The sequence below is a fragment of the Hymenobacter plasmatis genome, from assembly GCF_020711255.1.
Taxonomy (GTDB): domain Bacteria; phylum Bacteroidota; class Bacteroidia; order Cytophagales; family Hymenobacteraceae; genus Hymenobacter.
Genome location: NZ_JAJFAW010000028.1, coordinates 12,926 through 27,433 on the forward strand (window position 1 = coordinate 12,926; position 14,508 = coordinate 27,433).

The 14,508-nt window shown below is 64.7% G+C and carries 9 protein-coding genes; 6 read left to right on the forward strand and 3 right to left on the reverse strand.

Annotated elements, in window-relative coordinates:
* Positions 1-145: 145 nt before the first annotated feature.
* Positions 146-877, reverse strand: coding sequence for an alpha/beta fold hydrolase (locus LJ738_RS17825; protein WP_227787717.1), 732 nt, complete (start codon positions 875-877; stop codon positions 146-148).
* Positions 878-1,156: 279 nt separating this feature from the next.
* Here LJ738_RS17825 and LJ738_RS17830 point away from each other — a divergent pair, with 279 nt between their 5' ends.
* The 6 genes from LJ738_RS17830 (at position 1,157) to LJ738_RS17855 (ending at position 8,766) form a co-directional block, all read left to right on the forward strand.
* Positions 1,157-1,984: an SDR family oxidoreductase gene (locus tag LJ738_RS17830; RefSeq protein WP_227787757.1), complete on the forward strand. Its 828-nt coding sequence runs from the start codon at positions 1,157-1,159 to the stop codon at positions 1,982-1,984.
* A gap of 17 nt (positions 1,985-2,001) precedes the next feature.
* On the forward strand, positions 2,002-2,607 hold the full coding sequence (locus LJ738_RS17835; RefSeq protein WP_227787718.1) for a gluconate 2-dehydrogenase subunit 3 family protein: 606 nt from the start codon (positions 2,002-2,004) through the stop codon (positions 2,605-2,607).
* Positions 2,608-2,661: 54 nt separating this feature from the next.
* A complete protein-coding gene (locus LJ738_RS17840; protein ID WP_227787719.1) occupies positions 2,662-4,281 on the forward strand; it encodes a GMC family oxidoreductase in 1,620 nt (539 codons plus the stop codon).
* Between the two features lie 245 nt (positions 4,282-4,526).
* The gene (locus LJ738_RS17845) at positions 4,527-5,864 is read left to right on the forward strand and encodes a family 1 glycosylhydrolase (protein WP_227787720.1); all 1,338 of its coding nucleotides are present in this window, start codon (positions 4,527-4,529) and stop codon (positions 5,862-5,864) included.
* Positions 5,865-6,050: 186 nt separating this feature from the next.
* Positions 6,051-8,231, forward strand: a complete 2,181-nt coding sequence (locus tag LJ738_RS17850; protein WP_227787721.1) for a sensor histidine kinase — start codon at positions 6,051-6,053, stop codon at positions 8,229-8,231.
* A gap of 124 nt (positions 8,232-8,355) precedes the next feature.
* A complete protein-coding gene (locus tag LJ738_RS17855; RefSeq protein ID WP_227787722.1) occupies positions 8,356-8,766 on the forward strand; it encodes a YbbN family protein in 411 nt (136 codons plus the stop codon).
* Between the two features lie 39 nt (positions 8,767-8,805).
* On the opposite strand, the gene LJ738_RS17860 is transcribed toward LJ738_RS17855, so the two are convergent.
* Positions 8,806-10,965, reverse strand: coding sequence for a hypothetical protein (locus LJ738_RS17860; protein WP_227787723.1), 2,160 nt, complete (start codon positions 10,963-10,965; stop codon positions 8,806-8,808).
* Positions 10,966-10,986: 21 nt separating this feature from the next.
* On the reverse strand, positions 10,987-14,424 hold the full coding sequence (locus LJ738_RS17865; protein ID WP_227787724.1) for a DUF4450 domain-containing protein: 3,438 nt from the start codon (positions 14,422-14,424) through the stop codon (positions 10,987-10,989).
* Positions 14,425-14,508: the final 84 nt, after the last annotated feature.

The window sequence follows — 14,508 nt, forward strand, 5'->3', positions numbered from 1 at the left end:
CGCGGCAAAATTGAGCTAGAGTGGTTTCGGCGTGCGTGTAGGCAGTAGCGCGGACTTTTAGTCCGCGAGTCCGTAGCGCCAACTGCCTCGCGGACTAAAAGTCCGCGCTACGGTACAGCGATTCCGAAACTACTCTAAGCCCGGACTACAAGCGCTGACTAAAGGCCTGGAGCAGCGCCGCCACTTGCTCCGGCGCCTCATAGGGCAGCAGGTGGCCAGCCCCGGCGATGATTTCCAGGGGCGTGCGGGCCGGCAGCAGCGGCAGCGTGTGCTGTAGGTGCACATGGGGCGGCAGCACGCTGTCGCGCTCGCCGGCCATGACTAAGCACGGCACCCGCAGCCGGCTCATCCGGTCGCGGATGTCTTCTTGGCTGCCCTGCAGCAGCCAGGCATTCCAGGCGGGCTGGCAGGTGCGCAGGTTGTCGTGTAGGATTTGCTGGTGTAGGGCTTCGGGCAGGGGGCGGGCCGTGATTTTCCGAAAGGTTTTTTCGGCTTCCTCGGCCTTGCCATAGGCCTGCTGGCTCTGCTGGCGGTCGGCAGCCGTCATGGGCTCGGGGCCGGGCGGCGAAGGGCTCAGCAGGGCTATTCCCACCAGGCCGGGCGGCTGCCGGGCGGCCAGGGCCAGCCCAATTTTTCCGCCCATGCTGTGCCCTATCAGCGCGTAGCGCTCCAAGTGCTGCGCGGCAATAAACTGCGCCACATGGTCGGCGTAAGCGTCCAAGGAATAATCGGTTTCCGATGGCGGGGCGGCCCCAAAGCCGGGCAGGTCGGGAGCCAGCACGCGGTGGTGCGGCGCCAGCAATTGGGCCAGGGCCCGGAATTCGCTGCCGGAGCCGGCCCAGTAATGAAGGCCGATGAAGGTGAGGGGTGCGGGCATAAAGCAATTCGTACGCAAAGCAGCGGCGCACGGCTCAGCTTAGTGCACCAGGTCGGCCTATCAGGAAGGTGAAAGTGAATTAACCGCGGAGCCGTCCGCGGGGTTGAGCATACACGTAGAGAATGCGTTGGTGAAGTAGCTCACCCGAAACTCAATCGTCCTTTCCTTTCCCACATGGCTATCAAGAAACCCGCTGCATCGAAACCTACCGCGAAGGCAAAAGCACAACCTAAACCGGCTGGCAGCGCCCCGCCCGAATACCGCCCCACTGCTGCCAAGATGAAAGCCGAAAAGCTGCCCTACCCGGCCAAGCAGTCGGACATGCTGCAGCAGCCCGCCACGGACCTGTCCGGCTACCGCGCGGCCGGCAAGCTCCAGGGCAAGGTCGCCCTCATCACCGGGGCCGACTCCGGTATTGGCCGGGCCGTGGCCATCGCCTATGCCATGGAAGGTGCCGACGTAGCCGTGCTCTACAACGAGAACATCTCCGATGCCGAGGAAACCCAGCGGCAGGTAGAAAAGCGTGGGCAGCGCTGCCTGCTGCTGCAGCTCGATGTGCGCGACCGCGAGCAGTGCCGCCAGGCCGTGCGCCGCACCCTGGCCGAGCTCGGTGGGCTGAACATTCTGGTGAATAATGCGGCGTACCAGATGAGCCAGGAGAAGTTTGAGGACATTACCGAAGAGCAGATTCGGCGCACGTTCGACACCAACATTCTGGGCTACATCTGGATGGCGCAGGCCGCTATTCCGCACCTGCAAAAGGGCGACTGCATCATCAATACGGGCAGCATTGTGGGCGAGTCGGGCATCCCGATTCTGGTGGATTACTCGGCCAGCAAGGCCGCCATTCATGCCTTCACCAAGTCGCTGGCCTTGTACCTGGGGGAGAAAGGCATCCGGGTAAACTGCGTGGTGCCGGGGCCCGTCTGGACCCCGAACATCCCCGGCACCATGCCCGCCAGTGAGATTAAAAACTTCGGCCACGAAGTTGCCCTGAAACGCCCCGGCCAGCCCGAAGAACTGGCCCCCGCCTACGTGCTGCTAGCCTCGCAGGACGGCTCCTTTATGACCGGGTCATTGGTGCACGTCACGGGCGGGCGGCTGTAGCTCAATTTCTGCTGTTTATGAAGATTCCCACCACTTATCCGCCGGGCACGGTGCGGGCGCTGCTCGACACCCCGGCCGTGAGCCCGGCCACGCGCAAGGCCTTGCAGCAGCGGCTGCACGCCTCGCAGCAGCCGTATGAGCCGCGCTTTTTTGAGCCCGCAGCGTTTGTGCTGCTGCGCGCGGTGTGCCAGCGGCTGCTCGGCCAGGCCGACCCGCCGCTGGTGGAGGTGGCCTACTGCATCGACACCCGCCTGCACCTGCAGCAAGCCGACGGCTGGCGCTACGACGCCCTGCCGCCCGACGCCGACTCATACCAGCTGAGTTTGCGCGGCCTGCAGCAAACCGCCCAGGCGCGCCACGGACAGGACTTTGTGGCGCTGCCCGGCCCGGCTCAGGATGCTTTGCTTACCGCCTTCCAGCGGGGCACCATCGAAGGCAAAGCCTGGCAAGGCTTTGATGCCGCCCTGTTCTTCCAGGACTTGCTGGCCGAGGTTACCAGCCTGTTCTATGCCCATCCGCTGGCGCAGGAGGAAATAGGCTACATGGGCATGGCCGACCTGCCCAACTGGACCCACATCGGCCTGAACCAGCGCGACCCGCGCGAGCCCGAGCCGACGGACTGAAAAACGTAGCTCAACCGACTCAATTTTTAACTTCTTTCCTTGCTCGTCCGGCTTATGGCTGATGCAGACCTGCCCTCTTCTTCCGCGACTCCAAAGCCGCTGCCCCAGCCGGCCCGCTCCCAGCCCACCGACACTGCCGAAATAGTGGACTGCGTGGTGGTGGGCACCGGGGCCGGGGGCGCGCCCCTGCTGGCCCGCCTGGCCATGGCGGGCCTGAAGGTGGTGGCTCTGGAAGCCGGACCCCGCCATGACGCCCGCCGCGATTTTGCCACCGACGAGAAAGCCCAGGAATTCCTGTTCTGGAACGACGAACGGCTGTCGGCGGGCCGCACGCCGACCTCCTTTGGCAACAACAACTCGGGGACCGGCGTGGGGGGCTCCACGCTGCACTACACCGCGTATACGCCGCGCCCGCAGCCCGACGACCTGCGGCTGCGCACCGAGTTTGGCGTGGGCCAGGACTGGCCGCTGGCATTTGAAGACCTGGAGCCTTACTACGACGAGCTGGAGCACTTATTGGGGATTTCCGGGCCGGCCACCTACCCTTGGGGGCCGCCACGCCGCCGCGCTTATCCACTGGCCCCGCTGCCGCTGAACGGAGCCGCCCAGCTCATGCAGCGGGCCTGCGAGAAGCTGGGCATTCGCACGTCGCCGGCGGCCAATGCGGCGCTGTCGGCGCGCTACTACCAGGAGGGCATCGGCTGGCGCGAGGCCTGCACCAACCGCGGCTTTTGCCAGGCCGGCTGCTCCGTGGGCGCCAAGGCCAGCATGGACGTCACCTTCATTCCACTGGCCGAGGCCCACGGCGCCGAAGTGCGGGCCGGCTGCTTCGTGACGGAAATCGAGCGCGACGCCCGGGGCCACGTAACCGGGGTGGTGTACGAGCAGGACGGGCAGCGGCATCGCCAGCGCTGCCGCCACCTGTTTTTGTGCGCCGGGGCGATAGAAACGCCGCGGCTGCTGCTGCTCAACCGCCTGGCGCTGGGCAGCGGGCAGGTGGGCCAGAACTTTATGGCCCACCCGGGCATGCAGGTGTGGGGCACGTTTACCGAAGAAGTCCACCCGTTCAAGGCCATTCCCGGCGCGCTCATCTCAGAAGACACGCACCGGCCCGCCGGCGCCGATTTTGCCGGCGGCTACCTGCTGCAAAGCATCGGCGTGATGCCCGTCACGTTTGCCAACCAGGTAGCGCGCGGGCGCGGGCTGTGGGGCCCCGCGCTGCGCGACTACCTGCGCCAGTACAACCACATTGCGGGCATCAACATTCTGGGCGACTGCCTCCCCCACCCCGACAACTACCTGGAGCTCTCCGGCGAGCCCGACAGCCGCGGCCTGCCCAAACCCCGCGTTCACTTTTCCTTCCACGAAAACGAGGAGCGCCTGACCCGCCACGCCGAGGGCGTGATGCGCCGGATTTGGGCGGCGGCCGGGGCCGAAGACGTGTGGGCCTTTTCCCGCTCGGCCCACGTCATCGGCACGTGCCGCATGGGCCACTCGGCCGATGCAGCCGTGGTAAACGCCGAGGGCCGTGCCTTCGAAGTACCCAACCTGTACATCTGCGACAACAGCGTATTTCCCAGCGCCCTAAGCGTGAACCCCGCTCTCACCATCATGGCGCTGAGTTTGCGCACGGCCGATGCGTTCCTGGCCCGACAGCGGCGCCGTAACCAATAAGTAGCGGTGTCATAAGAAGCTGTGTCATTTTGCATTCAGCACGACTGTAGAGACGCAATACTTTGCGTCTCGTCGTCCGCACCGTTAGCGAATCGTTCGACGAGGAGACGCAAAGTATTGCGTCTCTACACCTGTGCTTCCTGTCTCCTTATTAACGCCAACAGCATCTAATGTGCAGCCCGGCGGCGCTCTCGAACAAAATTACTTTTTCCCGCCTTCTGTAGGCAAATAAGCCCCTCAGCACCATGCCGAAAGACTTTCTGAGCCTGATAAAGGAGAAGTACAACGATGGCCACTACGAAGGCGACCAGTACGGGGGGGCGGCCGGCCGCGACGGCAGCGGCCTGCCCACCGGTGCGCCCAACAACTTCATGTTTGCCACCGGCATCGAGTGCTCGTACCCCACCATCGACCACGGCCGCACCCGCCGCGACCTGCTGGCCGAAACCGGCCACTACGACCGCTACAAAGAAGACCTGGGCCTGGTGCGCGACCTGGGGCTGAAGTCGCTGCGCTACGGGCTGCCGTACTATTCCATCCACAAGGGGCCCGGCAAGTACGACTGGGATTTTGCCGACGCGGCGATGGCCGAAATCAAGCGGCTGGGCATCACGCCTATTCTCGACCTAATGCACTTTGGGGTGCCCGACTGGCTGGGCAATTTCCAGAACCCCGAGCTGCCCATTCACTTTGCCCAATACGCCGGGGCAGTGGCCAAGCGCTACCCGTGGGTGCGCTTTTTCACGCCCATCAACGAAATCTACGTCACGGCCAAGCTCAGCGCCCGCGAAGGCGTCTGGAACGAGCAGCTCAAGGACGACCGCAGCTTTGTGACCGCCATGAAGCACCTGGTGGCGGCCAGCATCATGGCCACGCAGCAGATTGCCACGCACCGGCCCGACTGCATCATTGTGCAGAGCGAATCGGCGGAGTTCCTGCACGAGTTGCGCTCGGACCCCAGCCCGGAAATCATTCTGCAAAACAAGCTGCGCTTTCTGGCCCTGGACCTGCTCTACGCGCACCACCCCGATGCCGACGTGCTCAACTTTCTTTATGACAACGGCCTGACCCGCGCCGAGTACGACTGGTTTATGGCCGGCGAGCCGCCCGGCTACCAGGTGATGGGCAACGACTACTACGGCCGCAACGAATGGATAGTGCTGCCCAACGGCGAGCGCCAAACGAGCATGGACGTGCTGGGCTGGTACAACATCACCAAGGAGTACTACAACCGCTACCGCAAGCCCGTGATGCACACCGAAACCAACGTGTTTGAAGCCGAGGCGGCGGCCGGCTGGCTCTGGAAGCAGTGGGTCAACATCATGCAGATGCGCCAGGACGGCGTGCCCGTGCTAGGCTTCACCTGGTACTCCCTCATCGACCAGGTGGACTGGGACATTGCCCTGAGCCGGAAGGTGGGCAAGGTCAACGCCTGCGGCCTCTACGACCTCGACCGCAAGCCCCGCCCCGTGGCCGATGCCTACCGAATGCTGCTGAAGGAGTACGGCCAGATTACCATCGTGCCCCACGGCGAGCTGTTCGAAGTAACCAACGAGCCCGCTACCCTGAAGGTGGAAGTGTAGCGGGCCAAGGGCCGCTTGCGGCACGCGCCTCAGCAGTAGGTGAATTAAGTTTGTGGCACCTTGCCCCTTGCCGTAACTTGGTGGCAATCAAGGCCGCTGCCCTGGTCCGAGCAGCGTATACCCAGAACGCCCCACACCTGTTGGCAATCCTTTCGTTTGTCCCACTCGCGGCTTTCCCTTGCCTGCATGACCGCCGCCGACCATATCCAACCCTCCCCACCATCTCCTGACGCTTCTGGGCCTACAGTGCTGCCCCAGCAGGTGCTGCTGGGCATGCCGTTGGCCGTGTTCGCGCTCAACCGGAAGGTGCAGCTCACGTTTGCCAACCCCCAGGCCGTAAACCTGCTGGGGCTGGCCCACGCCCCACTTGGCCCGGCCCAGGCCGAGGCGCTGCCGGCCCACCTGCCCGAGGCAGTGCGCCTGGCCCTGCACCAGGCCGCCAACGCTACCGAGCCCGTGAGCGGCGAGTTTCTTTTGTCCTACTGCCAGCGCTGGGTTGAGATGAGCACCCAGCCCACCGGCCCCCAGGTGCTGGTGTACTGGCAAGACGTCACGCGCCTCGTGCAGCAGCGCCAGCAGTACCAGGCCATGGCCGACCTCTCCCCCAACGCCGTGGCCCGCTGGAGCCCCGGCCTGCGCCTGCAATACGCCAACGCGGCACTGGGAGCCGCGGCCGGGCAGCCGCCCGGCGCGCTGCTGGGCAAGGCCCTGACCGAAATCAACCTGCCCACTTCGTCCGATGGCGCCTACTCGGCCAAGCTGCAGCGCGTGTTTGCCACTGGCAAGCCCGAAGAGTACAACCATTCGCTGGCCACGCCCAATGGCGAACAGCGGTTTCATTCGCGGCTCGTGCCTGAGGTGCACGCCGGGCAGGTGCTGGCCGTGCTGGCCATCACCCACAACATCACGGCCCTGCAGCCGGAGGAAACCGAGCTGCGCGCCCGCAAGGACCTGCTGGAGGCCATTTTTAACCGCTCTACCCTGGCCCTGCACCTGCTCCGGAGCGTGCGCGACGAGGCCGGCCACATCGTGGACTTTGAAGTGGTGCTGGCCAATGGCCTGGCTGATGAGCTGGCCGGGCGCCCAATATTGGGCCGACGCATGCTGGTCGACTGGCCGTACGCCAAGGAAATGGGGCTGTTCGATGGCATCGTGCGCGCCGTGGAAACTGGCCAGTTGCTCGACTTGGAGAATTCCTTCGATGCCAATGGCGCCACCGGCTGGTTCCGCTGGACGGCCGTGCAGCTTGGCGACGGTGCGGTGGTGGCCATCGAAAACATTACCGTCCGCAAGCAGAGCGAACAGGCGATGCGGGAAAGCAAGGATCTGCTCCAAGCCATCTTCAACGCCACCCTCGACAGCCTGGAAGTTCTGAAAAGCGTGCGCGACGAGGCCGGAAACCTAGTCGATTTCGAATGGGTGCTCACCAACGAGGCGTCGCACCGCCTGCTGCAGCGGCACACCATGGTGGGCCATCGCCTCCTGATTGAAGAGCCCAACATGGCCCCCTGCGGCGTGTTTGCGCACTTCTGCCAAGTAGTGGAGCAGCAACAGCCCCTGGATTTTGAGCTGCCTTACCCCGAGCCACACTCCCAGACGTGGTACCACGTGGCGGCCGCGCCCTTCGGCGACGGGCTGGTGGTGACCTGGCACGACATCACGGCCCGCAAGCAAGCCACCGCCGACCTGCTGCGCTTGCAGCTGGCCCAGCAGCAGCAGCTGGCCAACGCCGTGCTCGACGCCCAGGAAGTGGAGCGCCGCCGCATTGCCGAAAGCCTGCACAACGGCCTGGGCCAGCTGCTCTACGCCGCCCAGCTGCAGCTCGACCAGATGCTTACCCTCACCAATGCCGATGCCTTTGCCAGCGCGCACCGCAAAACCGTCGAGCTGCTCAAAACTGCCATTTCGCAAACCCGCACCCTTTCCCACGAGCTCATCCCCACCATCCTCGAAGACTTTGGGCTGGCCGTGGCCCTGCGCGAAATCTGCCGCGACTACAGCTCTCCCTCCCTGCACCTGACCTGCCTTGCCGACAACCTCCCGCCCCTGCCGCCGGGCCTGGCCCTGGCGCTTTACCGCATGGCCCAGGAGCTGGCCAACAACATCATGAAGCACGCCCACGCCACCGAGGCCACGCTTTCCCTGGCTAGCCGGGCCGGCTGGCTGGAGCTGCAAGCCCGCGACAACGGCCGCAGCTTCGACACCACCCAGGTTCCCACCCGCGAAGGCATGGGCCTCAAGGCGCTGCGCGACCGGGTGAAGCTGCTCAACGGTCAGTTTCGCATCAGCTCGTCCCCGGGAAATGGCACCATGGTCAACATCTTGATTCCGCAGGCTGCCAACCCAGGCTATGCTTCATTTTACTAGCACCACCTGATTTATTGGGATACATTTCCTGAGCTACCCTGGGCCAAACATAGGAAGGAACCTTTACTTTTAAATAAGAATTTGTAAATTCAAGCTCTTGTTTTACAGATTTTTATCTCGCTCCATGAAGTTCCTGAAAGCCACTATTTCCTTCCTAGCCCTTCTGGTAATGACCACCTTGCCCGCGACCACGGTTCTGGCTCAGAAGGCGCCCAAAGTCATTGCCATTGTGAACCGCGCCGACTGGTGCGGCACCTGTAAGGCTCACGGCCCGCGCGTGATGGCCCTGGTTCCCAATTATGCCCGCAAGCCCATCGTTTTCGCGCTCAACGACCTGAGCAATCCCACCACCGTGGCTGCTTCGAAAGAGCGCCTGACCAAGCTCGGCGTCGAGAATGTGCAGGGCCCCATGATTTACACGGGCGTGATTCTGCTGGTCGACGCTGGCACACACCAGGTCCTCAAAACTGTGAGCATGGCCGAGCCCAACGCCCAGATTGAGGCTGAAATAACGCAGGCCCTGGCTCAGAAATAACGGGCGGGCTGCTTCCTAAAGAACGTTGCCTGCCCCTTTTCAGGGCATCTTCTGCAGGCCTTCCCAGCGCACCTGCCAGCCGGTTTTGGGGATGCCGGGATTCTGGGTGGGGCAGCCGTCGTAGCCGGCGCACATGAGGGCCACGGCGGCAAGCAGGCCGCCATTGCCGGGCAGGTAGATGGGCAGGCGGCCCTCCTGGTAGTTGTGGCCGCTGGGCAGGTAGGTGTTGGTGCGCACCTTCATGAGCAGGGCGTCTACGGCGCGGTCGGGCAGGCCGAGGCGGGTGGCGGTCATGGCCGTCATGGGGAAGTCCCAGCCCCAGGTTTTATCCCAGTTCCAGTCTTTCCAAATCAGGTCGAAGGTGCGGCGCATGGTGGCCGGGTCTACCTGGCCGGTGGCGGGCATCATGCCCAGCGCGGCCAGCACCGAAGGGTGGTCGGTTTTGTATTCGGGGTTGGTGTAGGAATCGGGCGCGCTTTCGGCGGCCAGGTACACGCCGCCGGCCTGTGGCAGGGCCGAGAGCTTCTGCAGCACCTCGTCCCACTGGGCGTTGTGGGGCTGGCCCAGGCGCTCGTGCCACTGCTGGGCCGTGGCCAGCGCCCAGTGCCAGTACACCAGCTCGAAGGTGGGGTTAAAAGTGTCTTCGGCCTTGAACCGCTCCTGCGCCGGAATCACGCCCTTGCCCAGGATGTAGCGGTTTTTGTCTTTCTCAAAAAACGGGTAGCTGGCAATGAAATCGGCGGTGGCAAATACCCGCTCCTGGTACAGCTTGAGGGTGGCCGCATTGGGGTGCGCCCGGTAAGCTTCTTCGGCAAAATAGATGGTGTGCGGCTGCTGCCAGAGCAGAAACGCCCCAACGGACGACGGGCCTTCCTCGCCCCAGGGGTCGGTCATTTTTTGCCAGCGCACGCCAGCGTAGCCCTGGCGGCGGGCAATGCCACGGGCCACGGCCTGCACGTCGGGCCTGGCGTACCAGGTCAGGCTTTTTTCGAGCAGCGCGGGGCGGCCCCAGAGCGCAAAGTGGGCCGAGTGCCACCAGTGCATTTCGAGGTGGGGCCGGCCGTACCAGCTGTTGAGCACCAGGCCAGTTTCCTGCGGCGGCTGCGAGCCCGCGTTCTGCAGCTTGGTGAGGTACTGCGACAGCACAATGCGCCGCTCCAGCTCCCGGGCCCGCGGGTCGGTGCTGCCGCTGAAATCGACGGCGCCCCCGCTCTTCCAAAACGCTTCCCACTGCTGGCGGCTGTTGGCGCGCGTGGCGGCAAACGAAACCAGCGGCGCAGCGGCCCGGCGGGGCGCAAACCGGCAGCTTACTTCGAGCACGCTTGCCGCTTTGCCGGGGCTCAGCACAAACTCGTGCGGGCGGACCGGAGCCAGCGTGGCCGCCTGGGCCCAGCCCAACGCCACCGTGTAGCGGGTGGTATCGAGCTGGTGCGACAGCAGCGCGGCCCCTTTTTGCTGGCTGACGATGGCCGAACGGTGTTGGTCGTTATGGGAATAGTCGGTGCCCATATCAGCCCAACCCGCGGTGGGAAACGGGAAGCGCAGCGCCAGCTTCAGGCGGCCGGTTTTCAGCAGCGCCGACTCTACACGCACCGCTATGGCGTCCTGCTGCTGGTGGCCCACCGTGATGACATCCACCGCCGTGCCTTCCAGGGTGAAGTGGCTGGTGAGCTCGCCGGTCCAGGGGTTGAGCACCTGGCGGATGTTGCGCAGGTCGTGGATGGTGGCCGGCTGGCCGTTTTTCTTGAGCAGCCGGAAGCCGAAGTTGCCCAACTGCAAGCGGTGCGGATTGGCCCGCAGGTAGTCGACGGCGTCTTTGTTGCCCGGCGTTTTCACTTGCACCGAATAGCTCACCGGGCGGCCATTCAGCACATACTCGCGCAGGCTTTGGGCAAACTGGTAGCCTTCCTTGTTCGGAAAGCGGTGCCAGCCCCACTCCGACTCGGTGCCCAGCGGCACGCCCTTTTCATAGTAAGCCGGGAAGGTTTGGAGCCCGGTGATATCGGCTGTGAAGGCAAACGCCCCGTTGCCCACCGACAGCGACGACAGCGTGTCGGTGGTCGTATTCACCACCCGGTGGCGCTCCACCAGCGCCTTGCGGTCGATGGCGCCGGGCACGGCCTGCGCGGCCGCAGCGCCGCCCACTGCCACAAAGCAGCCAGCGGCAAGGAATCGAAACAAACGAAAAGTGGAGGGCATAAGCGGGAGCAGAAGGAGCAGTTAGTTGCGTTGCAGCGTCACGCTCATCAGCCCAATTACCACGTCGTTGGCGAGGGCTTGCAGGGTGAGGCTTTTGAGCTTTTTGCGGGGGTTGAGGGGCATGTCCAGCACGGTGGCCGCACCGCCGTCGATGGCCCGCGTGCTAAAGCCTTTGATGGCCGTGTACTGAGTGAATTCGCGGGTGAGCAGGCCGGTTTTCAGGTGCAGGCGGTACGGGTGCGGGCCGGTGCGGAAGGCAAAGCCGTCGTCGGCATAATCCTGCTCGATGGGCCACCAGTTGTCGGGGTTGCGCAGCGGCAGCGTGTCGGTGGTGCCGTCGGTGTAAGCTATGCGCACTTCGCCGTTGAGGAACTGGCTTTGCATGGGATTGGTGGAGCCGGCCATGAGCAGGTAGGCGTGCGAGGCCTGGCCGGTGAGGGGCAGCGTGCGCTGGCTGGGGTAGTTTTTCCACTGCGACACGAACAGGATGTTGTTGGCGCCAGCTGCGCCGGGCGTGCGCAGCGGGATACCGCCGGGCAGCTCAATGGTGTTCCTGGCGCCAGCCAGCCGGCGTAGGCCTGCATCGTCGATATTGGCTTCTGTGAGCGGGTAGCACCAGTTGCCGATGCCCTGCGTGGGCAGCTGCAGCGTGGGTCCGGCGGGCCTCGGCGCCAGGTATTGGTTCTGGAAAATGCGCGTCACCCGGTCGTTGAAATATGCCGCCAGGTCCACGGCGGCCCACTTGGCGCGGGCCAAGGCCGTAGCTGCTGGTACGGCAGCCAGCGGCCGCGCAATGGTTACGCCAACCGGCTCCCACCACTTTAACTCTCCCTGCCGCAGCTGCACGAAAGCGGTATGGCTGCCCGCAGCTCCGGCCACCTGGGCGGTCAGTTCGCCTCCGGTGGCTTTCACCTGCTGGAACACGTGCTGCGGGTCGAACACCTGCGCAATGCCCGCGTGCGCAAACCGCACATCAAGTGGCGCACCTGCCTGGAAATTGGGCTGAGTTGGGACGGCGTCGGGCGCGTCGCCCTGCCACCGGATTTCGACGACATACTTCGCCGCTGGCGCGCTATTCAGCTCAATTACCGGCCAGTCCACCGCGGCATCCAGGTTGCGCCACGGCACCGGCTGGCCGTTTACAGTGACTGATTGCACAGCTGCCGCCCGGGCCTGCACCTGCAGCTTCAGTCGCAGGGGCTTGCTGAAAGCCGACCGGATGGTGTAGGTGTCGCGGGAGCCCTCCCGCTTGAAATCGAAGGAAATATCGGGTACGGTCAGGGCCGCTGCGTTCCACGCCTGGGGCAGGCCGGGCCGGATGAGCAGGGTGCCTTCCAGGGCATTGGGCACGATGCCGAACAGGCCCTCCACCAGCGTGCGGGCCGCCACGCCGACGGGGTCGGCAAAGTCGCGGTATAGCTCGCCGCGGTTGGCATCGTAAAAGGAAATCTGCTGGAAGTTGCCGGGGCTGGCGCCGAGGTACATGCTTTCGAGCAGGGCACTTTTCCAGAGCAGAAAGGCCTGCTCGGTGCGGCCGGACTGCCAGTTGGCCAGCGTGGTGTGCAGCACCTCGGCCATCACCACGTTGTTCAAGGACCAGTCGTAGGGCTGCCAGTTGGTGGTGGACAGCAGGTGGTAGCCGGCATCGGGCAGGCCGGCGGCGCGCACGGGGATGTGCGGAATTTCCGCGTCGACGTAGCGCAGCAGCTGGTAGGCCTGAAAAGCGTCGGGCACTTCCGAATCCAGCGCGTGGTACACCGTCCAGAGGCCGGCGGCGGGGTGGCGCTGCTGCAGCCCCAGCGCATCCTGGTACTCGGCAAACCAGCCCTGCGGCACCAGCCACAGGCGGCTATTGAGCGATTGGTGAATATGGGCCGCCTCGCGGCGGTAGGGCGCGGGGTCTTCGCCCAGCAGCTGGGCCAGAGCGGCGGCTTGCTGGTTGGCAAAGTAGTTGTAGGCCGAGGTGTGGGTGACGGCGCCGCCGCTGTACTGCAGGGCGTCGCTGGCCCAGATGGCGGCGTAGGCGTCGTAGAGACCGTCGTTGTCGGGGTCGAAGTTGCGCTTTTCCCAGGCCAGGTGGCGCTGGAGCACCGGCCACATTTCGCGGGCAAAGGCCAGGTCGCCGGTCCAGTGCAGGTGCCGCAACAGGGCGTCGATGTACACCAGGTTCATATCGTAGTGGTGGGGCCGGAAGTCGCCGTCGGGGTTGCGGCAGATGTAGCCGCTGCTGAACACGGCCGTACCCAACTTCTCGAGGTGCCGGGCCAGGTGCAGGGCGGTGTCCATCACCACCGGGCCGGTTTCGGGGCTGGTGAGCTGCGATTTGGCGTAGGCCCGGAAGTGCGACTGGCCGCGGTCGTGCCAGCCCAAGGGGTCGGCAGCGTAGGGCCCGCGCCAGCCGTTGAGCCGCATGCGCCAGGCCACAGCCCCGTGCATGTAGGAGGGCGCCTCCCAAATGGCATCGGCGGCCACAGCCAAGGCTCCGCCGAGGGTGTTAATGTACGGGTCGGGCGTGACCACGCGCACGCGCCCGGCCAGCGCCTGTCGGGCCGCTTCGGCGCGGGCAAAAGCGGCAGGCAACGCAGCATAGGCAACGGTTGCAGCGCCCGCGTCAGCCGGCTTTTGCACCGAGAAATACAGCTCCTCCCCCGCTCGCACGGGCACCATGCCCACCACTACCGGCATGGCCGACGCGCCGGACGCCCACAGCTGCGCCGGCGATTCCTGCTGCACGGCATCGGCCACGTGGCTCTTTGCCTTGGTCGGGAATGTTCCGGTCAGGGTTTTAGGTGCCGGCATCCCATTGCCAGCCGCGGCGGCCACGGCTTTGGTGGGCTTCTCCCCTATTCCATAAGTGAGCGTAAACGTGTTGCCCTGCAGCGCAAAGGCATTGCCCTGGCAGTAGTCCGGCTTCAGATAAAAGCTCGATTCGGGGTCGGCCCCAATGTCGCCGTCGCGGCTGAACTTCTTGCCCGTAACGCCGCCGAAGGCCCACAGCAGCTGCACCTTTTTGGCCGACACATTTTCGAACTGCGCTTTCACCACCACGCCTTCGGCATCGGCCAGGGCCAGCACCTCCAGGTGTAGTTTGCCGGCTCCCAGCAGCGGGTCGGTGATGTCGTAGAGCAGGGCGCCGGGCCGGTAGCGAGCGGTTATGCTTTCAGCCTTAATCAGCCACTTACTCTGGCCATTGGCCAGCAGGCCAAACTTCAGGTTGCCGCCCATGCCGGGCAGGTACAGGGCCACTTCCGGCAGGTCGCCAGCCTCGACGCGGAAGGCGGTATTGGTGCCGTAAAGGGCGCGGTTGAAGCGCCGGGTACCGTTCGTGATGACGAAATCGGTGCCTTCGGGGTGGTAGCGCAGGGTGCGCGGCTGGTTGTGCCAGAGAGGCGGCGCTACTTGGGCTTGAGCTTGGCTGATTAGGAGCAGGAGTGTGCTGACCAGCCAGAGGAACCTCACCCCCCGGCCTCCTCTCCAAAAAAGAGGGGGAGTCAGACGATGCAAGCCCGCGCGGAATAGGCACCCCCTCGTTGTTGGAGAGGG

Bases quoted from the DNA above. Each gene is read 5' to 3' on its own strand.
- LJ738_RS17845 (WP_227787720.1), top strand. From the start codon at position 4,527: ATGCCGAAAGACTTTCTGAGCCTGATAAAGGAGAAGTACAACGATGGC.
- LJ738_RS17835 (WP_227787718.1), top strand. From the start codon at position 2,002: ATGAAGATTCCCACCACTTATCCGCCGGGCACGGTGCGGGCGCTGCTC.
- LJ738_RS17830 (WP_227787757.1), top strand. From the start codon at position 1,157: ATGAAAGCCGAAAAGCTGCCCTACCCGGCCAAGCAGTCGGACATGCTG.
- LJ738_RS17825 (WP_227787717.1), bottom strand. From the start codon at position 877: ATGCCCGCACCCCTCACCTTCATCGGCCTTCATTACTGGGCCGGCTCC.
- LJ738_RS17850 (WP_227787721.1), top strand. From the start codon at position 6,051: ATGACCGCCGCCGACCATATCCAACCCTCCCCACCATCTCCTGACGCT.
- LJ738_RS17855 (WP_227787722.1), top strand. From the start codon at position 8,356: ATGAAGTTCCTGAAAGCCACTATTTCCTTCCTAGCCCTTCTGGTAATG.
- LJ738_RS17860 (WP_227787723.1), bottom strand. From the start codon at position 10,965: ATGCCCTCCACTTTTCGTTTGTTTCGATTCCTTGCCGCTGGCTGCTTT.
- LJ738_RS17840 (WP_227787719.1), top strand. From the start codon at position 2,662: ATGGCTGATGCAGACCTGCCCTCTTCTTCCGCGACTCCAAAGCCGCTG.